Annotated in this window: 24 protein-coding genes, 1 tRNA gene and 1 other RNA gene; 4 read left to right on the forward strand and 22 right to left on the reverse strand. The window is 50.7% G+C overall.

The genetic code is table 11. The features are described 5' to 3' along the window. Window positions 1–36: 36 nt before the first annotated feature. On the forward strand, window positions 37–2,001 hold the full coding sequence (locus LFE_RS10315) for an ABC-F family ATP-binding cassette domain-containing protein (protein ID WP_014450166.1): 1,965 nt from the start codon (window positions 37–39) through the stop codon (window positions 1,999–2,001). A gap of 21 nt (window positions 2,002–2,022) precedes the next feature. Beyond that, the gene (locus tag LFE_RS10320; protein ID WP_014450167.1) at window positions 2,023–2,913 is read left to right on the forward strand and encodes a DHHA1 domain-containing protein; all 891 of its coding nucleotides are present in this window, start codon (window positions 2,023–2,025) and stop codon (window positions 2,911–2,913) included. Window positions 2,914–2,972: 59 nt separating this feature from the next. Here the strand turns inward: LFE_RS10320 and LFE_RS10325 are convergent, their stop codons facing one another. Both LFE_RS10325 and LFE_RS10330 read right to left on the reverse strand, forming a co-directional pair. Then, on the reverse strand, window positions 2,973–3,446 hold the full coding sequence (locus tag LFE_RS10325) for an Hsp20/alpha crystallin family protein (RefSeq protein ID WP_014450168.1): 474 nt from the start codon (window positions 3,444–3,446) through the stop codon (window positions 2,973–2,975). A 91-nt stretch (window positions 3,447–3,537) separates the two neighbouring features. Next, the gene (locus LFE_RS10330; protein ID WP_014450169.1) at window positions 3,538–4,383 is read right to left on the reverse strand and encodes a pseudouridine synthase; all 846 of its coding nucleotides are present in this window, start codon (window positions 4,381–4,383) and stop codon (window positions 3,538–3,540) included. Between the two features lie 229 nt (window positions 4,384–4,612). Between LFE_RS10330 and LFE_RS13260 the strand changes: the two genes are divergently transcribed. Beyond that, entirely contained in the window at window positions 4,613–5,227 is a 615-nt protein-coding gene (locus tag LFE_RS13260; protein WP_014450170.1) for a lytic transglycosylase domain-containing protein, read from the forward strand. Here LFE_RS13260 and LFE_RS13975 read toward each other — a convergent pair. The 10 genes from LFE_RS13975 to rpsU all read right to left on the reverse strand — a co-directional run bounded on the left by LFE_RS13975 (window position 5,147) and on the right by rpsU (window position 12,964). Further along, window positions 5,147–5,470: a hypothetical protein gene (locus LFE_RS13975; RefSeq protein ID WP_014450171.1), complete on the reverse strand. Its 324-nt coding sequence runs from the start codon at window positions 5,468–5,470 to the stop codon at window positions 5,147–5,149. The genes LFE_RS13260 and LFE_RS13975 overlap by 81 nt on opposite strands. 92 nt (window positions 5,471–5,562) lie before the next feature. Then, window positions 5,563–6,984 (reverse strand): HD domain-containing protein, encoded by a 1,422-nt coding sequence (locus LFE_RS10340; RefSeq protein ID WP_014450172.1) that lies wholly within the window; start codon window positions 6,982–6,984, stop codon window positions 5,563–5,565. A gap of 15 nt (window positions 6,985–6,999) precedes the next feature. Continuing rightward, window positions 7,000–7,375: RNase P RNA component class A (rnpB, locus tag LFE_RS13395), an RNA gene on the reverse strand. A gap of 29 nt (window positions 7,376–7,404) precedes the next feature. Next, a complete protein-coding gene (locus LFE_RS10345) occupies window positions 7,405–7,809 on the reverse strand; it encodes a ribonuclease HI family protein (protein ID WP_014450173.1) in 405 nt (134 codons plus the stop codon). Then, the gene (locus LFE_RS10350; protein ID WP_148272625.1) at window positions 7,806–8,513 is read right to left on the reverse strand and encodes a zinc ribbon domain-containing protein; all 708 of its coding nucleotides are present in this window, start codon (window positions 8,511–8,513) and stop codon (window positions 7,806–7,808) included. The genes LFE_RS10345 and LFE_RS10350 overlap by 4 nt, the downstream gene beginning before the upstream one ends. 70 nt (window positions 8,514–8,583) lie before the next feature. Next, a tRNA-Ile gene (locus LFE_RS10355) sits at window positions 8,584–8,659 on the reverse strand. A gap of 10 nt (window positions 8,660–8,669) precedes the next feature. After that, complete coding sequence (gene rpoD, locus LFE_RS10360; protein ID WP_014450175.1) at window positions 8,670–10,472, reverse strand: RNA polymerase sigma factor RpoD; 1,803 nt, start codon at window positions 10,470–10,472, stop codon at window positions 8,670–8,672. A 140-nt stretch (window positions 10,473–10,612) separates the two neighbouring features. Further along, window positions 10,613–12,295: a DNA primase gene (gene dnaG, locus LFE_RS10365; protein WP_081495424.1), complete on the reverse strand. Its 1,683-nt coding sequence runs from the start codon at window positions 12,293–12,295 to the stop codon at window positions 10,613–10,615. A gap of 9 nt (window positions 12,296–12,304) precedes the next feature. Continuing rightward, window positions 12,305–12,763 carry a GatB/YqeY domain-containing protein gene (locus LFE_RS10370; protein WP_014450177.1) on the reverse strand — a complete coding sequence of 153 codons (459 nt, stop codon included), beginning with the start codon at window positions 12,761–12,763 and terminating at the stop codon, window positions 12,305–12,307. Window positions 12,764–12,766: 3 nt separating this feature from the next. Continuing rightward, window positions 12,767–12,964: a 30S ribosomal protein S21 gene (gene rpsU / locus LFE_RS10375; RefSeq protein ID WP_014450178.1), complete on the reverse strand. Its 198-nt coding sequence runs from the start codon at window positions 12,962–12,964 to the stop codon at window positions 12,767–12,769. Window positions 12,965–13,420: 456 nt separating this feature from the next. On the opposite strand from rpsU, the gene LFE_RS10385 reads away from it, so the two are divergent. Next, window positions 13,421–13,720, forward strand: a complete 300-nt coding sequence (locus tag LFE_RS10385) for an HU family DNA-binding protein (RefSeq protein WP_014450179.1) — start codon at window positions 13,421–13,423, stop codon at window positions 13,718–13,720. A gap of 117 nt (window positions 13,721–13,837) precedes the next feature. Here LFE_RS10385 and LFE_RS10390 read toward each other — a convergent pair whose 3' ends face one another. The 10 genes from LFE_RS10390 to murA are packed head-to-tail and all read right to left on the reverse strand — an operon-like array spanning window position 13,838 to window position 22,067. Further along, window positions 13,838–14,188, reverse strand: coding sequence for an HIT domain-containing protein (locus LFE_RS10390; RefSeq protein ID WP_014450180.1), 351 nt, complete (start codon window positions 14,186–14,188; stop codon window positions 13,838–13,840). After that, on the reverse strand, window positions 14,178–14,846 hold the full coding sequence (hisIE, locus tag LFE_RS10395) for a bifunctional phosphoribosyl-AMP cyclohydrolase/phosphoribosyl-ATP diphosphatase HisIE (RefSeq protein WP_014450181.1): 669 nt from the start codon (window positions 14,844–14,846) through the stop codon (window positions 14,178–14,180). Before hisIE ends, LFE_RS10390 begins: the two co-directional genes overlap by 11 nt. Further along, window positions 14,843–15,640, reverse strand: a complete 798-nt coding sequence (gene hisF, locus LFE_RS10400) for an imidazole glycerol phosphate synthase subunit HisF (RefSeq protein ID WP_014450182.1) — start codon at window positions 15,638–15,640, stop codon at window positions 14,843–14,845. Before hisF ends, hisIE begins: the two co-directional genes overlap by 4 nt. 2 nt (window positions 15,641–15,642) lie before the next feature. Beyond that, window positions 15,643–16,365: a 1-(5-phosphoribosyl)-5-[(5-phosphoribosylamino)methylideneamino]imidazole-4-carboxamide isomerase gene (hisA, locus tag LFE_RS10405; protein WP_014450183.1), complete on the reverse strand. Its 723-nt coding sequence runs from the start codon at window positions 16,363–16,365 to the stop codon at window positions 15,643–15,645. Continuing rightward, window positions 16,362–17,000, reverse strand: a complete 639-nt coding sequence (gene hisH, locus LFE_RS10410; protein ID WP_014450184.1) for an imidazole glycerol phosphate synthase subunit HisH — start codon at window positions 16,998–17,000, stop codon at window positions 16,362–16,364. The genes hisA and hisH overlap by 4 nt, the downstream gene beginning before the upstream one ends. Beyond that, window positions 17,001–17,615, reverse strand: a complete 615-nt coding sequence (gene hisB / locus LFE_RS10415) for an imidazoleglycerol-phosphate dehydratase HisB (protein WP_014450185.1) — start codon at window positions 17,613–17,615, stop codon at window positions 17,001–17,003. Next, window positions 17,612–18,694: a pyridoxal phosphate-dependent aminotransferase gene (locus LFE_RS10420; protein WP_014450186.1), complete on the reverse strand. Its 1,083-nt coding sequence runs from the start codon at window positions 18,692–18,694 to the stop codon at window positions 17,612–17,614. The genes hisB and LFE_RS10420 overlap by 4 nt, the downstream gene beginning before the upstream one ends. Then, a complete protein-coding gene (gene hisD / locus LFE_RS10425) occupies window positions 18,694–20,040 on the reverse strand; it encodes a histidinol dehydrogenase (protein ID WP_014450187.1) in 1,347 nt (448 codons plus the stop codon). The genes LFE_RS10420 and hisD overlap by 1 nt, the downstream gene beginning before the upstream one ends. Window positions 20,041–20,080: 40 nt before the next feature. Continuing rightward, the gene (hisG, locus tag LFE_RS10430) at window positions 20,081–20,776 is read right to left on the reverse strand and encodes an ATP phosphoribosyltransferase (protein ID WP_014450188.1); all 696 of its coding nucleotides are present in this window, start codon (window positions 20,774–20,776) and stop codon (window positions 20,081–20,083) included. A 16-nt stretch (window positions 20,777–20,792) separates the two neighbouring features. Further along, window positions 20,793–22,067, reverse strand: a complete 1,275-nt coding sequence (gene murA / locus LFE_RS10435; protein WP_014450189.1) for a UDP-N-acetylglucosamine 1-carboxyvinyltransferase — start codon at window positions 22,065–22,067, stop codon at window positions 20,793–20,795.

The raw sequence follows: 22,067 nt of genomic DNA on the forward strand, positions 1-22,067 counted from the left end.
CCCTCAAATAGACCTACAAGGACTCCAGAAAAACTCATGATCAGTCTTGTCAATCTTTCAAAACACTATCCGACGCGCACCCTCTTCGACAACCTCTCCCTCAAGATCAGCCTCCGGGAACGTATGGCCATCGTAGGCCCCAACGGAGCCGGAAAGTCCTCCCTTCTCAAGATGATTGCAGGGCAGCTCGAACCTGACTCGGGTCAGGTGATTCTCCCTGTCTCCGCAAGGATTGGCTATCTACCCCAGGATCTTGAAATCGTATCGGACCGGACAGCGGTCGGAGAAGTGGTGGGTGGAGATGCGACCCTCATGGAAGTCGAAGATGAGATGAAGCGTATTGAAACCAGATTGTCTGACCAGGATTTCCAGAATGATCCGGGGTACGAAAAAATGCTGGTCCGTTACGGAGATCTGCAAACCCGATTCGGAGCCCTGGGAGGATTCGAGCAGGAAGCCCGCGCCAGAAAGATCCTCAACGGCCTGAATTTCTCCAGCCGTCAGATGGATATGCGGGTCGAGGAACTTTCCGGCGGATGGCGCATGCGGGTTGCATTGGCCAAAACCCTTATCACCGATCCGGACATTCTCCTTCTGGACGAACCCACAAACCATCTCGACATTCCCTCTATCGAATGGCTTGAAGGTTTTCTCAACGAGTTCTCAGGATCTGTCCTCCTGATTTCGCATGACAGGACCTTCATGAATAATGTCATCAATGGAGTCATCGAACTCTCGAGCGGAAGGGCGACCGTTTATTCTGGCCACTATGACCATTATCTTGAAGAAAAGGCATCCCGGCAGGAAGCACTGGAAACCGCCTATGAACGGCAACAGGGAGAAATTGCCCGAATCGAATCCTTTGTCGAGCGATTCCGGGCAAAGGCATCCAAAGCCACACAGGCCCAGTCACGGCTCAAGGCTCTTGAAAAAATGGAGAGGATCGAACTTGATTCCCAGGAAAAAACAGTCAAGTTCAAGTTTCCACAGCCCCAGCGCTCGGGAAATATTGTGGTCTCCCTCAAAGGGGTGACCAAGGGATTCGAGGGACGAACCATCATCCCCTCACTCGATCTTGTCATTCACCGAAGCGTCAAGGTTGCTCTCGTGGGCCCGAATGGTGCCGGCAAATCAACCCTTCTCCGGATGCTCGCGGGAGTGATGCACCCGGACCAGGGATCGATCATCCCGGGCGCCAATGTCACCATCACCTACTTTGCCCAGCATCAGCTTGAGACTCTCGACCCCCACCATACGGTGCTTGAGTCCATGGAATCCCAGGCTCCTGACTCCGAAACACAGACCAAGATCCGTAGCCTTCTTGGAGCATTTTTGTTCCGCAAGGATGAAGTGACCAAAAAAGTCGGAGTCCTTTCGGGCGGAGAGAAAAGCCGTCTGGCCCTTGCAAGGATGCTCCTCGTCCCCGCAAATTTCATTCTTCTCGACGAGCCGACGAACCACTTGGACATCGCCTCACGAGAATGTCTTGAATTCGCACTCCAGTCCTACGGCGGAACACTCATCTTCATTACCCATGACAGACACCTTATCGAAACGGTCGCAACGGATATCATCGAGGTATTGCCCGGCAAGGTCACTCCACTGTGGAACACCCCCTATGAAGCTTATGTTGCCAAAAGGCGTGCAGAATCCGGCGGGCAACCGATGGCCCCCACACTGACAAGAGAATCGGACCCAATCGGTAAGAACCCAAACGCAAAAATCAGCCAGGGACAAAAAGCACCTTCAACAACCGGTTCGACAGATCACGAACGGGACCTCCTCAAGATCAGACTCTCCCGCATCGAACAGGAAATGGAGTCCATTACTCAGAAAATCACCGCTTTTGAGGAAGAAATCGCATCCCGTGTTTCCGGGCAAATGGATTACAAGGCCAAAAGCGATATCAAAAAGATCGAGGTCAAGATCAATGAGTCCCGAAAATCACTCGACGCACTGACACTGGAATGGGACAAACTCGCCGAATTGATCTCGCAATGACCCATCATATGGAGAATTGACATGTCCCTGAAATCAGAAAATTTCTCCATCGAAAAAGCGCCTGTTGTTGTCTTTTACCATCAGGAGTGCTCCGATGGATTCGGCGCAGCCCTTTCCGCATGGCTAAAATATGCTGACAAAACCCCGATTACACTCACTCCGCTCTCTTATGGCGACACGCTTCCAGCCCTTCCAACCGGCTCCGATGTCTACATTCTCGACTTTTCACTTCCCGTCGAGGTTTTTTTCGAACTCCGAAAAAACAATCTCCGTGTTTCCATGATCGACCATCATCAGACTGCCCAGGAAAAATATGGACAATTTTTTTCGGGGGATCAGGACATTATCTTCGATATGAACCATTCGGGAGCTGCGCTGGCCTGGAAGCACTTTCACCCGGGAACCGATGTTCCCGCACTCATCCGCTATATTGAAGACAAGGACCTCTGGCTCTGGAAACTTCCTGGAAGCCTTGAGATCAATTCGGCGCTGGCCTCATATCCAATGGACTTTTCTCTCTGGAACCGTTTTCTCATCGAGCTTGAAAACAAACCAGCGGAAGAAACCGATCTCTACAAGGAAGGCTCGGCCATATTGAGATATCAGGGACGGCTTCTGGATCAAGCGATCAAAAATACGGGAACTCCCGGAAAATTTGATGAAGGGGAAGAAGGATTTTTTGTCAACAGCCCCATTTTGAACTCTGAAATTGGAGGGAGAGCCAAAACATTCAACAATATGGTTGGAATATGGTCGGTCAAGCCTGATGGTCGGGTTTCTTACAGCCTGAGATCAAGTGACGGTGGCCCTGATGTTGCCAGAATCGCTCAACGTTTTGGTGGAGGTGGTCATAAAAGGGCGGCCGGATTCATTGTTGACCAGATCGTCCATACACCACTCCTCCCCAAATAAAAATGGGGGGGCAAAGCCCCCCATTCAATTTTCAATTTTTCCGCTGGACCGGGCCGGAATCACCCCACCTGAATTTCAACGATTTTCGGCTTGGCTTCAGCTCTCTTTCCAATCCGGATGTCCAGAACACCATCCCTCATCTGGGCTGAAACAGAAGCCCCGTCAGCATCATCCGGCATGACAAAGGATCGGTAAAACTTCCCGGTGATTCTCTCCACCCGGTGGTAAGTCTTCTTGTCGCCCTCTTCCGTTTTCCGAGTGCGCTCGCCAGTGATGGAAAGAACTCCACTTTCAATCACAACCTTGACATCCTCCTTTTTCACATCGGGCAACTCTGCAATGACATGATAAGCTGCATCGTCCTCGGCAATGTCGACAACCGGAGCCCAGTCCGCCATAGACGCTTCGGATTTCTTTAACTCACCATTTTCCCTGCGCTCGAAGGGCCGACCAAAAACCGGAGTCAAACGACGGCCAAGTGCCTCAAGCTCCCGAACAGGATCCCAACGAAGAGTGCCATTTAGAGTGTTCATCTGAAACCTCCAATCATGCTGGCCTGTCACATAACGGCCAATTGTCCATAACTTATAGGGGCATCAACCTTATGCCCGCCACCTTTGGGGTTTACCCCCCTGCTACTTTCACATCTATTATATCGCCTCTTTGTATTCTGTCAAGTATTATGTCAATTCTAAATCCACCGCCCCCTCCAAAATGTGAGGTCACGTCCCATATTCCCCCGATACTTTTCATCCCTTCATCACCCAGACAGAGATCCCCGAAACGAGTCCGGATCAGATGAAGGATGGTATATCCAAGCCCTGACAATATCTTGCGTATTTCTCTATTTTTACCTTCACAAAGGGTGATATCGAGCCAAGTTGTTCGCTCGTTGGCCCTCTCGATTTCGATCTTGGGAGTCATAAATCCCCAAGGGCTCCCAGCATCCCCTTTCCTGACACGTTCCAGATCTTCCGCCTTCATCGCCGGCCTGACCTGTACACGGTAGGTTCTGGGAACTTCAAAATCAGGATCGAGAAGATCCGCAAGCTCCCCCGGACGACTTGTCAGCAAGATCAGACCGGAAGAAGCCATATCGAGCCTGCCAAGAGGAGTGATCTTACCTGTAAAACCATTTTGAGGTCCCCATGGACTCTTCTCGATCAGGCGATCGATTTCTTTTTCCCTTCTTCCCGGATCCAAACCGACAAGAATCCCCCTCGGCTTGTTCATGGCGAGAACCAGGAAGGGCGCAGGTGAAAGGATGTGTCCATCGAGAGTAATCTCCGGGAACCCCCCAGCAGGTGCCGGAATGGATAGATCAGGAGAAGTCACAATCCTTCCATTCCAAGAAATGCGACCTTCCCTGATCATTCTGAGGGTTTCCGAACGTGAGGCAATTCCGGTTTTGGAAAACCATCGGTCGATTGTATGAAAGATCTTTTGCGTACCGACATTGACCCTGTCCATTCTAAAAGCCTCTCCACCACAATTGATATATTTTGGAATCACCTTCTAAAAAAGCTGAAAAAGGCTGATTTCAGTCGAATAAGGTAAATTTCCAAATAGATCATAATATAGATCCCATGATCTCGTTTTTTCTTGACCAGGCTCAATGGATCACATTATAATAATGAAACCTAAGAAAAAGAATCCGGAATTCCCCTTGGAATTCATTTGATAAACCGAAAGGATCATCATGAACTGGCTCATCACTCAATCCGTGTCCTGGTGTATTGGGGCACATCTTCTGACTTCATCCGTTCCCTATCAGGCAACTATTACCAAAATAGCATGCACCCAACATGTGAACCCTACGCTGGTCGCCGCCATCATCGAAAAGGAATCGGGGTTTCATCGCCGGAAGAGAAGAGTAGAACCTGCCATTCATGATATTTCCAGGGGGCTTATGCAAATCACTCTTGGAACCGCCAGAATGATGGGTTTCAGGGGCGCCCCCAAAAAGCTCTACTCTCCAATGGTGAACATTCAGTATGGCGTCCGCTACCTGGCCTATCTGCTGAAACGCTACCCTACAGGAGAAGATGCGATTGCCGCCTATAATGACGGTCATCCGCATTTTAGGCGGGGACATTATGTGAACTCAAAAGGAGGGTATTCTGTCCAGCGCTATGTTAGCGATGTCCTCAGAAATACCAAGAATCTCATGATCGCATCAATCAACAGCTGGGATTTTGAAAACCATTTGGGATTTATCGGGGAACCATCTCCCTCACTGAACTCCCGCTGGCTTCTGGCCGACATTGGACTTTCCGGGAATAACCGGCTTGGAGGCCACAGGACGGGATTTTAGATGAGTGTTTCGATACTTGAAATACGCACCTGCGTTCACAATAAAAGCATCAGCCCTTGACTCCATTTTCCGGTGCTCCATGGACTCATAAAAAAGGACCAGTCCAGCAAGGATCACCGATCCTCCGAGCGTCAGAGCTACAACCGACCGTATCTGATGGCGAATGCCCAACCCCAGGACCAGGGAAACGATCCCCAAGGCAATCACCAACGTTGCAAGACTTAAAAACAGAAGCATTGTCATCTTTTCCCCCCTTGTTTATCGGGCGATATCCCATCCCGTTCACACTCCGTCCAATCTAGCGCGTTAATTCGCCATAAGCAAGGGCAAACCACTCATGGAAGCCCCTCCAACGCCTCCTTTACGACAAGAGTGAGATTCTGGTTCTGCAAAGACGGGCTTCCATCACGCTGGATAAAAACCCTGATCATCACCCGACGGACCGGCAAGGACAGCAACAGTTCAGTCATTGGCCCCCTCGACAGGGTTTCCAGGAGCGGATCCCAGACCAGGAGCCCTCTTTTCTGAAAGTCTGCCGGATTCTCCGGTCGAGTATCCCTCGATGCGATATCAATCTTTAACGCTCCATCAGACAACCCCAGAAGGCGGCAAAGATCCATCTCCTTAACTTTTACCGAGGACTCGTCCGGAAAGGATGAATGAACCCTTCCGGATCGCCATTCAGACTCATAGACCATCTCCCACCGCTTTGTCCGCAACAGAAAGGATGTCCACTTTTCTCCCAGAGACTTTTTTACGGGGTCTGTCTCTTTTCTCCACAGTCGGACCGTCTCAATCAGAGAATGATCCGTGAGGGAGAGATAACCCTCCATGTCATCCAGAGGATTTCCCGGACACAAAAGATCAACCGTATCCCCCAGCAAACCCGAGAGCTCCATGTCAAAAAGTCTGGTGGTCCGATGAAAATAGATTTGCTGGTACATAAACGATCTGATGACCAGGAAAATTTCAAGGGCTCCTAAACCGGAACGATGAAACGAAAGTGTTTTTTCCTGAAATCGGGTATAGAAAAGGATTCGATCAAGATCTACGGGACCAATGGAAACACCGCACATGTATGAATCCCGGAGGATATAGTCCAGGTTGTCCACTGTAAAAAGACCTGAAAACAGGGGCTTCAGGGTTTTGATAAACTCCGGTGGTTCAGGAATCGACTGGTCTTGGCGGCTTCCCTTTCCGACAAGGTAGGCAACCCAGTCCGCAGACAATCTCTCTTGATCCATAAACCGTCCGCAAGGGGCCCGGTCGAGATCTTCTATCGTTGCCCTCATGGGACCCCGAATGATCTCCTGACTGATTCGTTCATGAGAGATGCCGAATCGGGTCTTGAGGACATGATCATCATAGAAGTGACAAAAAGGACCATGGCCGCTGTCATGGAAGAGAGCAGATATTCGGAGAAGGGACTCAAACAGGGCAGGAGAAAGTGCGCCGGGGAAACTTTCATTAAAACCTGGATAAAGATGATCCGCAAATCGCCCGGCGATATGCATTGCGCCTAGAGAATGGACGAACCGGCTATGCTCTGCCGAAGGAAAAACCAGTCTTGCGCTTTGGAGCTGAAGGATTGAGCGAAGACGCTGTATCCAGGCAGAGTCGACCAAGTCCCGTTCTGAAGAGCGACCTGGCCGATCGGGTTTGGAGACAAAGGGGATATACCCATGTATCGGATCAGAAAAAAGGGAAACACCCGATAACTGGGAGGAATTCGGGTGGAGGTTCTCTCTTTTGGACATAAACCTCCCCGGGTCCGTGAAAGATGTTCGTAAGCCGAGTTCTGTCATACCTTCCCCAAAAGGAAGGCAGGGTGACCATTACTCTAGATGCAAGGTTACCCTTGCACTCAAGCGACCTTACCCGGGAGCCTTGACCGGGCCAATCTTATCCCTTTCGGGAGCGCCCCCCTATTTGGTCTTGCACCAGGCGGGGTTTACCATGCCGTCCCTGTCACCAGGTCCGCGGTGAGCTCTTACCTCGCCTTTTCACCCTTACCCGGACGAATCCGGGCGGTATCTTTTCTGTGGCACTTTCCTTCCCGTCACCGGGACTGGGAGTTACCCAGCGCCTTGCCCTTTGGTGCTCGGACTTTCCTCCCGGACGAATCCGGGCGGCCACCTGAACATCTTTCACTGGACCCGGAGAAGAAATCCGGGGAACTACCGGGAAGAGATCGACTGGTCAAGGGCCATGTTGGCCAGTGCGTCCGCTCGTTTGTTTTGCTCCCGTGGTACATGCTCAAAAGAAATCCGGTCGAATCGACCGGAGAGCTCCATGACTTTCTGATAAAGGGGGAAAAGACCAGGACTTTTGACTTTATAGCGGCCTGTAACCTGCCGGATCACAAGTTCAGAATCGGCCCGAACAACCACCTGTCGAATACCCAACTCACAAGCTGCAGTGAGACCCGCTACCATTGCCTCATATTCCGCAACATTGTTGGTCCCTTCCGGTAGCCTCTTTCCAGCTTCCCTCACGCACTTTCCCGACTCATCAACAAGAGTCCATCCATAAGAGGATGGCCCTGGGTTTCCCCGGGAAGCGCCATCACAATAAAGGATCAAGACACTTTCCCGTCCTCGATATAGAGCCAGCGCTGACAGTACTGACAACTCATGATTTGTTTTCTTTTCTTGACTTCGGTAACGGTCCTTGGAGGAAGGGTAATCCGGCATGACTCACAGGCTCCATCGATCACGCGGGTGATCACCTGGCCATTCTTTTGGGAAGACCGGAGGCGCTGATAGGTTTCGAGAAGGTCCTCGTCAAATCCCTTTTCCAGATCTTTTCTGGCTTTTTCGATCTCTTCGATCCGTTGCTTTCGCTCTTCCGTTTCCGTAGCAAATCGATCTGTCTCTTGCCGGTAGACTTCTTTCTTTGTCGCCAGATCCGCTTCCAGGGACTCGATCCTTTTTGCCAGGGAGGACTGCGCCTCCAGATTGGCGATAATCTCTTCTTCCATCCGGTCTTTTTCATCCCGGCGAAACTCCGCCTCCGACAAAAAAGCTTGAATATCCCTCGCATGCTTCAGATCTTTTTGCCTTTTTTTTCCTTCCAGAAGAAGCAGTTCCGTATCTTTCAGATCCGTCTCAATTTTTTGGTGGTTCATCTCAAGTGTACGGAGCTCTTCCTTGGCGATTTCAAGACTTCTTTCAAGAGACTCCAGATGAGCCTTTTCCGTTTGAATGGCGGCTGTAGCCATTTCTGTCTGGGCTCGTAGCCTTTGTCCTTCGAGGTCCATGGATTGCAAATGATAAATCAGAGACAAAGTCTCTTGGAGTGACTGGTCCCCTGACAACCGACCCCCTTTCCCGAACCTCCGGGCGATGATTATTATATGGTGGGCCCACCAGGACTCGAACCTGGAACCAACCGGTTATGAGCCGGTAGCTCTGCCCATTGAGCTATAGGCCCCCGCTTATCCCTACCAGTCAACAAAACTCTTAAGTTGTTTGCTTCTGGCGGGATGACGAAGCTTTCTGAGCGCTTTTGCCTCAATTTGCCGGATTCTTTCCCGGGTTACATCGAAGTCCTGCCCAACTTCCTCGAGGGTATGATCCGTTGACTCACCAATTCCGAACCTTAAACGTATAACTCTTTCCTCGCGATCAGTCAAGGTTCCGAGCGCCTTTCCGATTTTCCTGACCAGATCATACCGGACAGCAGAATCAATCGGGGAGATGGACTTTTTATCTTCAATAAAATCTCCGAGGTGACTATCTTCCTCCTCGCCGATCGGAGTTTCAAGGGATATCGGCTCCCTCGCAATTTTCAAGACCCTCCTCACCTTTTCAACCGGCATTTGCATTTCTTTCGCAAGCTCCTCCGGAAGAGGTTCACGGCCATATTGCTGGACAAGCTGTCGTGTCGTGCGAATCAGCTTATTGATCGTCTCGATCATATGGACCGGGATACGGATCGTTCTCGCCTGATCTGCAATGGCCCTAGTAATCGCTTGCCTGATCCACCATGTCGCATATGTGGAGAATTTGAACCCTCTTCGATACTCAAACTTGTCAACGGCTTTCATCAAACCGATATTGCCTTCCTGAATCAGGTCCAAAAACTGGAGTCCCCTGTTTGTATAACGCTTGGCGATGGAGACAACAAGTCGCAGGTTGGCCTTGATCAATTCGGCTTTTGCTTCACGAACCTTCTCTTCACCAATTTCAAGCTGTTTGGCTCTCTCCCCAATCTCATCTGCGGATAGAAGCGCATCTGCCTCGGCTCGTCTCACCTTGTCGAGCGAGTCCCGATATCGCAAAAGAAGCTCATGGCGGTCAGAGGAAGAAAATTTTTCAGGAACAATGCCATCCGAACCCATCGACTCGATTGCCTTGAGGATCTCTTCCTTTGGAACGGCAAGCTTGCGCCTGACCTGATCCATCTGGCGGGTCGACTGCTCTATCAGGGCAACCACTTCATGCAGTTGCCGAATCATAAGCTCTACCTGCTTGCGATGAAGCTTCATCTCCATGATCAACTCGACAATGTCGGACTTTACCTTGTTGATCTGGTCACGTCCCGCTTTTCGCTTGGAAGAGGTCTTTGGGAGAGAGTGCCAATTTTCAGCCAATTCATTCATCTTTGCAAAATGGCCGGCGAGTTTTTCAGACTGGAGCATGAACTGATCCCTGGCTTCCCTCACAGCGGAAGAGGTTTCGCCCTCTTCGGAATCCTCGGATTCTTCCTCTTCAAAAACATCGACGATCTCCCTGATCCCGACGACACCCGTTTCAAATCTCTCCCTTAACAAGAGGATCGTCTTGATGGTGAAGGGCATTCCAAAAAGTATGCCGGAGACCTCCTTCTGGCCTTCTTCAATCCGTTGGGCAATGGCAATCTCCCCCTCCCGTGTCAAAAGGGGAACGGCGCCCATTTCCTTCAGATAAAGACGAACAGGGTCATCAATCTTGGAGAGAGCCCCCGGAGTCATGTCCATCCCTTCATCGGGATCTTCATCACTTTCCACGATGGCGTGGGGATCAACCTCCTCAAAACCTTCCTCATCCTCGGAATCAACATCTCCAAAAACACCGGCACCGCCATCTTCTTCAACGATATCGATATTCATGTCTCCGAAGTAACTCATCAAGTGATCCAGCTGATCTGACCCAATCGCCTCCGGAGGAAGTACATTGTTCAATTCGTCATAAGTGAGGTAACCCCTCTCTTTGCCGAGACTGATCAGATCTTTCATTTCATTTAACTTTTCGCCTTTGCTCATTCCACCCCTCTCAATATCCAATCTTCAGGATTGATCTCTTAAGGAACTGCACAAATCAGCCACGAAAGGAAAGCGACTCAACAAAACATTGAACATATCCTGACAAAAACAAAAGCCATTTCCAGAACACAAAAGGAACATCAGACAAGACGCAAACTCTGTCCTCCGCGTTTTCGCGCATGAAGACCGAGACGCCGAACCATCAGAACAAGATCCCTGAAACGCTCATCCCTTCCCTCATTCCCTGGGGGAAGGGACATCCACGACACAGTCAGTGACGGTGATGGGGAGATCAGTTGCTGTATTTCAACCGGAGATGCCTGGGGGTTTTCCCAAAGGCGTCCAAGAATCTCCAGGAACTCTTTTTTCTCCAGGAAAGAGAAATCCCCAAGGGACAAGACTTCAGACGGGTGGGGATGACATCCGTCCCCCCAAAGTCTGAACAATTCCACAAGGAGGTTCTGCTCCTTGAGCTCGCTGTTGGTCGTTCCGGACTTCCTTTCATCTGAAGGAGATGCTATCGGCGGCTTTCGATCCCCCCCCTGAAGAACTCTCAAAGCGAGAAGACTTTTATCGATACCAAAAATACCGGCACCCATCGAAAGCAATTGATCCTGTTCCAGAGGATCGGGCACCCTTCTGACCAGAACCTCGAAACCGGAAAGGATTTCCTCCTTTTCTTCACCTGAAAGATCAAGAGTCTGCTTCATCTGTTCAACGACATAAGACGAAAGAAGAGGGGCCGAAGCAATCCTCTCCCGGACTGCATCAAGACCGTCCCTACGGATCCATTCATCCGGATCAAGGCCGTCTGGGATTCCCGCTGCGCGTACGGACATTCGGGAATCAAAAACTGTCTTCTCAAGAAGACGCGCCATCGCACTCCTTCCGGCACGATCCCCATCAAACATCAGTACCACTTCATCGACCATTCTGGAGAGCTGGAGGAGGTGAGATGGGGTCAGCGCCGTTCCCAATGGAGCGACAACATTGGAAAGACCAAACTCCGACAGGACAATCACATCGAAGTAACCTTCTACCACCACAGCCTGACGGGTCTTCTCCAAAGCAGCCCTCGCCTGGTCCAGGCCAAAAAGAACATCTTTTTTCCGATAAAAGGCATGCTCCGGAGAGTTCATGTATTTGGGACCGGAGCTGGCACCAATGACTCTCCCCCCGAAAGCGACCGTCGAGCCGCTCTCGGTCCGAATGGGAATGATCAGTCTGCCATTCATGAAGTCGCGCGCGCCACCACCTCTCATCGGTCGAATGAGTCCAAAGAACTCCATCTCCTTCAACCGATCAGAACTGGCCTCACGAAGTAACGGAAATGGACCTGCAGGAGAAAAGCCCAGCCCGAAACGCTCCGAAGTTTTTTTGGAGATCTGACGTTTTTCGAAAAGATATTCCCTGGCAGGTCCTCCCTCAGGAGAAAGAAGGGATTTACGATACTGTGCCTCAAACTCCCGGTAAAGCCCGAGACAAATCTTCCTGCGGTCGGAAGTTTCCGAGGATCCGGCACGATCAGGCGGTGGTATTCCGGCTTTATCTCCGAGAAATTGGAGGGCTTCAGAAAAACTCTTGTGCTCCAGACGCTCAACAAAACGGAAAACGTCCCCACCTGACTGACAGCCGAAGCAATAAAAAAGCTGGCGCTCCGGATCAATTTGAAAAGACGGGGTTTTTTCCTCGTGAAATGGACACAGGGCCACCCATACACGGCCACGTTTCCTCAGGGAAAGTCTCCCTCCCGCTATTTCAAGGAGATCCGATGCTTTCCGAACTTTTTCAAGGTAATCCTTCCGGTCAGAAAAATCTCCCAGAACCGTAGCTTACCCCCCCAGTAATGCTTTCACCTTTTGACTGACGACCCTGTTATCTGCACGACCCATTGTTTTTGGAGTCAGCCACTTCATGACTGAACCCATTTCCTTTGCAGATGTTGCATGAGTCTCTTTTATGGCTTCAGCGATCAGTCCATCAATCTGCTCGACAGAAAGAGGTTCGGGCATAAACTCCCGGATCACGACCATCTCGGATCTCTCTTTTTCTGCAAGATCCTCACGTCCGCCCATCGTAAACTGGGCAACAGACTCCTCCATCTTCCTCAGCATCCCGGCAAGAAGATCAACAATCTCATCCTCTGTGAGCTGGGCATCCCGTCCCTTTTCAATCGCCTTGTTCTTGATCTGGGCCATCACCATCCGGAGAATGGACAGCCTCTCCTTCTGGCCGGAACGAAGACTGTCCTTGATATCGGACTGGATCCTTTCAAGAAGAGACAGTGACATCTGCTACCGGACCGCCATACGGGCACGCTTCAAAGCTTTCTTTCGAGCCGAAAGGGCTTTTTTCTTCAGTCGAACGCTGGGCTTTTCATAGTGTTCCCTTTTCTTGATCTCCGAAAGAATGCCCGCTTTTTCACACTGTTTTTTAAACCGCTTCAACGCACTTTCAAAGGACTCATTTTCCTTGATACGAACACCAGTCATGAAATCTCCTCAGTTTTGTTTTGGTCTGAATTTCTAAAAATGGACATTTGTTTAGTTTAACGCTTGGAAGGACTTCTGTCAAAGAACTTTCGGACAACATCTGGATCCCCTTCCGGACCGGTCCAAAAAATTTATCCGTCTTCCCGGAGGCTTCGCTTCGGATTCCAGGAAAAGGACGCCACTTATGGGAATTTTGACCTTGCCAGATTTTTCTCCCCATTGTTTTAATGAGTGAAAAGAACCCATACCCGATTTTTTCCAATGAACTATTGTCCTCAGGAGTCCAAAACATTTGCGAAATCTTTTTTTGTCTGATAGCATCGCACCGATATGCCGGTAATACCATAAGAAGCATGGGCTTCAGAACGGCATAAACAGGCCCCATCCCTAACGGGGTTCACCTTCATGAGCCATCATCCATAAAGATGAGATCTCATTCGAACAAAGGAGCCTTCCATGGCCAAATCCACCATGACCAAGTCCGACCTGATCGATGCTATCGCAGCCAAAAGCCCAACATTGACAAAGAAAGCTGTTGGCGAAGTGGTAGATCATCTGTTCAAGACCGTTACGGAAAGTGTTGCCAAAGGAAATGAAGTCAGTGTTGTCGGTTTTGGAAAATTCCATTCCGTCAAGAGAAAGGCAAGGATGGGCAGAAACCCCGCAACGGGCGCAGCCATCAAGATCGCAGCAACAACATCTCCACGTTTTTCCGCTGGAAAAGCCTTCAAGGATGCAGTCGCCAAAAAGAAGTAATCATTCTAAGTTCTTCATAATGCCATCGGGCCTCCCAGCCGGGGTCCGATGGTTTTTCTTTCCATAAGCTAAAACCAACGAACACTCTCCGAAAAAAACAACCCATAGTCTCTAAATCTATCCAGGCGGCCAAGAAAATGCCCGTCCCCCCAAAAGATGCAAGTGCAGATGCCCAACGGTCTGCCCACCGTCAATGCCGGTATTGATCACAATCCGAAAACCATTCTCAACAATGTTTTCGTCTTTTGCCGCCTGGCTGGAAAGATCCATGACCTTGCCCCACTCGTCAGACTGAGCCTCAACAGACCAAGAAATCATATCTTTTGCATGACGTTTGGGAATGACCAGCATGTGCACGGGAGCTTTTGGCGCAATATCCCGGATCACAATAGCCGCATCGTTTTGACAAACAAGCGTCACAGGAATCGCGCCACAGACCATCTTGCAAAACAAACAATCAGCTTCCACCCATATCCCCCTTCTTCTTCCTCGAGGCCTTTTCTGCAAGACCTCCTCTTCCTGTCCGTCCATCCAGAACTTTCATGACCTCATCAAATGTGACATGGCTTCTTTCCATGGCCACCCTGACATGAAAGAAAAGATCGGCCCATTCACCCCGCAGGGCCTCTTCATCATTGGACTTGACCATCTCCACCAAAACCTCACAGGACTCCTCCACCACTTTTCTTGCCGATTTCTCGACAGGTGCCTTCAGGAGAGAAGCCACATAAGATTCATCCGGTGACGCATCCCACCGTGTTTTGAGGGTTTTACCAAGATTGGCCCAAACCTCAAATCCTGGTCTCACTCCCTCAAAACTTGCTGTATCAAAGCAGCTTTCAAGACCGGTATGGCAAGTCGGCCCCAGCGGAGAAGTCAAAAGCAGAATCGCATCGCCATCGCAGTCAACCCTCAGGTCTTCCAGAACAAGCCCGTTACCGGATGTTTCTCCTTTTTCCCAAAGTTTATTCCGGCTTCTGCTCCAGAAAACGACCCGCCTCCTTTCAAGCGTTTGACGAAGTGACTCTTGATTCATGTATCCCAACATCAAAACCCGACCGGTGGAAACGTCCTGTACGATGGCAGGAAGGAGCCCATCGGGAGGAAAAAGAATCTCGGGAATCATCGGGAATCACCGGACAAATGGAGCGCTCTCCCTGACCCGGAGTGGGCTCGAACCAAAGCGCCCTGATCAGACAGATAACGCTTCAGGTCCGGAAGGGAGACCTCCCCGAAATGGAAGAGGCTTGCAGCAAGAGCCGCGTCAGCGCCAGCTTCGAATGCCTGTAAAAAGTCCTCCATCTTACCCGCTCCGCCACTTGCTATGACAGGAACATTGACCCGTTGGGAAACGGTCCTGATCAGGTCAAGATCATATCCGGACTTGGTACCGTCACGGTCAATCGCCGTGAGAAGAATCTCCCCCGCTCCTTTTGAAACACCCGAAGAGATCCAATCGAGTGCGTCAATCCCCGTATCGCGAGTACCCCCATGACTATAGACCCGGTAACCCGTCCCTTCTTTCCTGGCATCCACGGCCAAAACGACACATTGACTCCCGAAACGACGTGCGCAATCCGACAAAAGTTCCGGATTGGAAATCGCCGCAGAATTGACCGAAACCTTGTCTGCCCCGGCCAATAGAAGTTTTCGCATATCCTCCACTTGACGAACGCCCCCTCCGACAGTTAGGGGAAGGAAAACTTTGGCCGCAGTCCGGTGGACCACATCCAACAAGGCTTCCCTGTCCTCCAGAGTCGCCGTAATGTCCAGAAGACAGATCTCGTCCGCCCCCATCCTGTCATAGAGGGAAGCGGTCTCAACAGGATCCCCCGCATCCCTCAGGTCGGCAAACTTGACTCCCTTCACCACCCTTCCCGCTTTCATGTCCAGACATGGAATGATCCTCTTCAAAAGCACTGCTAACTCCTTCCCTGCAAAAGCGAAAGTGCTTCAGAGAGATTCATGTCCCCTGTATAGAGAGCACGGCCGACGATCGCACCATCAATTCCCCGTTCCCGCAATTGCTGAAGATCCATCAGGGATGTGACACCGCCGCTTGCGATGACAGGCACCCGAACCGAGTGCCTGACCTCTTCCGTCCGGTCAAAATTCGGACCGGACAAGAGCCCGTCCCTGGAAATATCCGTATAGACAAATCCGCGGACTCCCTCCTCGGCCAGACGGACCATAACCTCAAGGGGATCACGGGTATCAACGGACAACCATCCTCTCAGGGCGATCGCACCATCCTTGACATCAACACCCACATAGAAACAATCCTGATGGAGCTCAACCATTTTTTTTAAAAAAAACGGATCTGTCAGCGCGGAAGTTCCCAGAATCAGTCGGGAAACTCCGGCATCAAGGTAATTCTGAGCAATTTCCGGAGAACGGATACCCCCTCCGGTCTGAACAAATCCGTCAAAAATTCGGACAATGGAGGAGATGATCGCAATGTTGACAGGACTTCCCTCCCTGGCACCATCAAGATCCACGACATGAAGATGGGTCGCGCCGGCTGCCTTGAATTGGGCAGCCATCTGGACAGGATCTTCCGCATAGACTGTTTCCCTGGAGAAGTCCCCCTGTGTCAATCGGACGACATGCCCGTTCCGGATATCAATCGCTGGATAAAGCTTCATTTTTCACCTTTTTGGCATTTGGCAAAAGACTCCAGGATCGCAAGACCTGCACTCTGGCTTTTTTCAGGGTGGAACTGAACGCCAAAAACAGGACCACTTGCAACGATCGAAGTGAATTTTCCCTGATAATCCGTTATGCCCGCAATATCGGGTTCTTTTTTGGCAACCACATGAAAGGAGTGCACGAAATACGCATCAAATTGGTCCGGCAATCCTTTCAGAATCTCGACTTCCCTTTTTTTCTCAATCTGGTTCCAGCCCATGTGAGGGACCTTCCCCTTCATGGGATCAAAGCCGACAACTGATCCCTCAAAAACACCCAGCCCCCTGTAATGGCCGAACTCAAAACTTTCGTCAAAGAGAAGCTGCATTCCCAGACAGATTCCCAAAAAAGGCCTCCCAGAAGAAATCCAGTCCAGAATGACCCGATCAAAGCCTCTCTCGACGAGGTTTTCCATTCCCTGGGCAAACGCCCCCACTCCCGGAAGAACGAGATGTGTCGCCTCTTCCGGAGGAGCCCCGGATGAAACCATGGTCACCGCATGTCCGGAAACCTCTAGAGCCTTGGAAACAGAGAACAGATTTCCCATACCATAGTCGAGAACAGCTGTCAGTGCTTTCTTGTCCGAGCTCACCTACAATATCCCCTTGGTTGAAGGAACGCTTTTTTGACGGGGATCGATCTCTGCCGCCATCATCAAACATCTGGCAAAGGCCTTGAAGATCGCCTCGATCTTGTGGTGAAGGTTCCTGCCGTAAAGGATTCGGCCATGGATCGTCGAGCGTGAAGCCACCGCAACCGCCTGAAAAAAATCCATGATCAGGTCCGGATCCATATTTCCCACACGCTCTCCACGCTCAAAAGGAAGATCCCATACGAGGTAAGGACGCCCCGAGAGATCGATCACCACATGTGCGAGAGATTCATCCAGAGGGGCAAAAAAGTGTCCAAAACGGGCAATCCCCACCCGATCCCCCAGACACCTGTCGACAAGTTCTCCAAAAACAAGTCCCGCATCCTCGACCGTATGATGAAAGTCCACCTCCAGATCTCCCTTCACGGACAGCTCTATATCCATATGTCCATGACGAGCAATCTGGTCGATCATATGATCGAGGAAGGGAATACCTGTATCCACTCTGGAACGACCTGTCCCATCGAGATTCAGCGAGGCGACAATTTGCGTCTCCCGGGTTTTCCTTTCAACGGAGAACGTTCTGTTGGCAAAGACTCCTGTTTCTGTATTCATGACCTTGTCCCTTCAGAAAAATGTCTCAAGATTTTCATAAGCTTTTCAATGTCCTCATGCGATCCAACCGAGATACGAACACAATCCTTCAGGAAAGGGTGGTGCGAAGAGACGTCCCGAACCAGAACTCCATTTTCCTGAAGTTTCGCAAACACCAAAGACCCTGTTCCAGGCCAGAACCGGACGAGAAGAAAATTTGTCCGGGAGGGAAAAAACAAAAGCCCTGGGACTGATAAAAGCTCTTTTTCCATCTTTTCCCGAAATTGGACCACCATTGCAACCGATTCCGAGAGAAGATGAAAATGGTCCCTGATCAAAAAAAGAGCCGCCTCCTGAGTCAGGGAGTTCAGATTATAAGGGAGACGGATCTTATCAATCTCCCGGATCACCGTATCTCTTGCCAGAAGAACCCCCAGGCGAATCGCGGCCAAGCCCATCTTGGAAAATGTCCGAAGAACAAGAAGATTGTCTGATTGACTCAGTGCCCCCACAAAACTCTCTTTATGGTAAGGGAAATACGCTTCATCCACCAGAAGTGAAAATCCCCTGTTTCGAGCAAGTTCGAGGAGGCGAAACAACTCGTCATGAGAGCAGGCCTGTCCGGTAGGATTATTGGGAGATGCCACAACAAGAACGCCTGGAATATCCTGGACGGACATCACCTTTTCCATGGCTTCAAGATCAATGGAAAATTCTTCTGTCATATCCACAGGTATGAAGGTCTTTCCCGCAACATGGGCGATCACCTCATACATGGAAAAGGACGGAACAGGGCAGATCACCGGCCCCCGGGTTGCCAGGAAAAGATTCAGGATAATCTCGTCAGATCCGTTTCCCAGGTGGATATTACCGCAAGCAACCCCCCAAAGGGCAGAAAGGGCTTTGACCAGCTCACTGGCTTTGTGATCCGGATACTGGTTGAGAGAAACAGAAGCCAACCTGTCGGACAGTGCGCCTCTTACTTCGGAGGGTAGAGGAAAGAAAATTTCCGAGGGATCAGCTCCGGACATGGAAAAAGCAGGTTCTTGGAGAAAGGGACTTTTCATGGTCCGGACATCTTCCCGGATCCAGGAGTTCATCAGATGGTCTCTTTATCGTTCAAACATGCCCTCTGAAGTGCGGACCTCGCATGTCCTTCAAGACCCTCAAGCCTGGCGAGCAAGGCCGTCATCCGAACCATGGACTCCTGTTCTTCCGGGCTCCCGAATCCTCTGATCAGACTGGTCCTTTTCATGAAGGTCTCAACCGACACAGGAGATGAAAAACGGGCAGATCCCGAAGTGGGAAGAACATGGCTCGGACCGTACATGTAGTCACCAAAAACCTCCGCACTGCTTTCTCCAATAAAAATGGCTCCCGCATGAGCCAATCGGGGAACAAGGGTCATCGGCTGAACCACATGTAGCTCAAGATGTTCCGGAGCGATCCTGTCGGATAACCTTAAGGCCTCATCCATTCCTCCAACGACCATGAGATATCCATAGCGGGAGATCGACTCGGTCGCAATGGCTGATCTCGGGAGGCTCCCGAGCATTTCATCCATTTCCCGGGCCGTCTCCTTTGCCAAAACAAGGGAATCGGTGAGAAGTATCGCCGACGATCGGGTATCGTGCTCGGCCTGGGCCAAAAGGTCGGCCGCAACCCAGCGGGGGTTGGCGGTCTCGTCCGCAATAATGACAACTTCTGTTGGACCGGCAATCATATCAATATCCACAAGTCCGAATACCTGACGCTTGGCTTCTGCAACAAAGCGGTTCCCCGGACCAACAATCTTGTCCACTCGCATGACACTCTCTGTTCCAAAAGCCAGCGCGCCAATCGCCTGAACTCCTCCGATACCGATCACCTCCGTCACGCCAGACAGGTGGAAAGCCGCAAGAATGGAGGGCGGAACCTCTCCATTTCTGGCCGGAGTCACACCGACAATATTTTTAACACCGGCGACCTTCGCGACAAGAGCGGTCATCAAAACCGTTGAAGGATAGGCTGCTGTTCCACCAGGAACATAAATACCAACACGCTCCAGTGGGGTCAGACGGAATCCGGCCTTTCCCGGGGAAGGAAGGTGGTCGTGCAATAAGGACAATGCGGAGACATGATAATCGCAAATTCTTTTTTTGGCTTCCTGAAAAGCTTCCCGAACATTGCCAGGAAGACTGTTCCAAGCAACAGGAAGTCTCTCAGGATCAATTGCAAACGCTTTCTCATCCCCTGAAAAACCGTCAAGAGAACTTGCCCACTTTAAGACACCGGCATCTCCCTTCGTGCGGACATCATAAAGAATTTCCCGAACGGCTTCCCTGACTTCCTGAGCATCAGCATCTTCCGAACGATCAAAAATCGGGCGAAGGAGATTCTCCGCCTCAATGGGAGAAGCGGGCGTGAAAATTCGGCTGTTCGCGGAAAAAATGGATGGATCACTCATTGGCCAAAAGACTCCTCAAAGAATGGGAAATCCTGTCAAGTCAGGAAGAGATAACGGGATCTTTCGGAACATGCGGGACAATCCTCTCAAGGAAAGATCTGATTGCCTGATTCCTTTGGGGCCAAGCCGCCCGACTGACAACGATCCTTCCTGTCGAGGCAAGGATTTCATCAACAATTTCAAGATGATTCTCCCGAATGGTTTTCCCTGTGGCAACAAGATCCACGATACGGTCGGACAACCCCACCTTTGGTGCAAGCTCAAGGGATCCATGAAGTTTCAGGATCTCAACAGAGACACCTCTGGACACATAATACTTTTCTGCCAGTCGAGGGTATTTTGTTGCGACACGGATCGGACGACCAAGGGGAGGCGGTCCTTCCTGACCGAGAGGTGCAGCCACAACCAGACGGCAAAAACCGATCTTCAGATCCAACGGTTCCAGAACGGGCCTGTCCTCCTCCAGAATCAGATCCAGACCGACAACCCCCATATGGGCCCCGCCATACTCCACATAGGACAGGACATCGGATCCCCTGACCATCAGTATCTCAAGGCTACCGTCCTCTGAAAGGAATGTCAGCTTTCTGCTCCCGGGGGAAAAGTCCGGGAAGCGATATCCCGCACTCTCCAGTATCTCCATCGTGTCGGTCAGGAGCTTGCCCTTTGCCAGGGCAAGCGATAAAGAACCCGTTCCCTTTCCCGAGCTTTTTTCAATTCGTTCCGAACGATTCAAAGAAATACCACCTCTGTCAGACCTCTTCACTTTCTCGCCAGATTTTCCCACCGACACCGGATAACTTTTCCTCGATCCTCTCATATCCCCGATCAATATGGTAGACCCGCTGGACGGTCGTTTCTCCATGAGCCACGAGACCGGCGAGAACCAGACCAGCTGAGGCACGAAGATCCGAGGCCATCACACATGCACCCTCAAGAGAACATTCTCCCCTGACAAATGCATGAGATCCCCTGACTTCAATGTTTGCACCCATTCGATTCATCTCCATCACATGGGTGAATCGACTTTCAAAAACGGTTTCTATCAGCGTCGACGGTCCGGTGGAAATTGCCATCAGGGGAAGAATCTGTGCCTGCATATCTGTGGGAAATCCTGGATACGGATCTGTCATCACCGTAGATCCCCGTGGAAAAAGAACTCGGGAAAGAGTGATCCGGTTTCCCGTTATTTCGATTTCCGCTCCCATTTCTTCAAGAGTTGCGATAATCGATGACATCTGATCCGGAAGCACTCCGGAAATGGAGAGGGGATCACCCATCAATGCTCCGGCAACAAGAAATGTCCCTGCTTCGATCCTGTCAAACATCACGTCGTATCTGGCATCCCCAAGTTCATCGACTCCCGTTATTTCCAGAACGGAGGATCCGATTCCCGTTATTTTGGCTCCTCTTGCCACCAGGCAATGGGCAAGGTCAGCAATTTCCGGCTCTTGTGCGGCGTTTGAGATTCTGGATGTTCCAGAAGCAAGAACTGCCGCCATCAGAATATTTTCAGTACCTGTCACCGTCGGATAGGACAAATGGATATCACAGCCAACCAATCCATCGGTTGACGCATCAATATAACCGTGATCGATGGAAATGCGGGCTCCCATTTTCTGAAGGGCATGAAGGTGCAGGTCAACCGGTCTCGCTCCTATCAGGCATCCGCCCGGAAGAGACACCCTAGCCTTTTTACGTCGGGCCAAAAGGGGACCAAGACAGAGGATGGAGGCTCGCATCACACGCACGAGATCATATGGAGCTTCGGTCGGAGTCAGATCCCGCTCGGAAAAGGAAATATTGCTGGCCCATGCCGCCCGGGAAGAATCATGACCTGCCTGAATTCCCAGTTGGGAGAGCAACTTTATGGCAGTGGTGATATCTCTCAGACAGGGAATATTCCCAATTGTGAGTCCCCCCCCCAACAAGGTTGAGAACAAAATGGGCAAAGCCGCGTTTTTGGAACCGGAAACAGGAATCGTCCCGTTTAACAGTTGCCTCCCCTCAATGCGGAAACGGTCCAA

Source organism: Leptospirillum ferrooxidans C2-3, assembly GCF_000284315.1.
In the GTDB taxonomy this organism is placed as follows: Bacteria; Nitrospirota; Leptospirillia; order Leptospirillales; family Leptospirillaceae; genus Leptospirillum; species Leptospirillum ferrooxidans.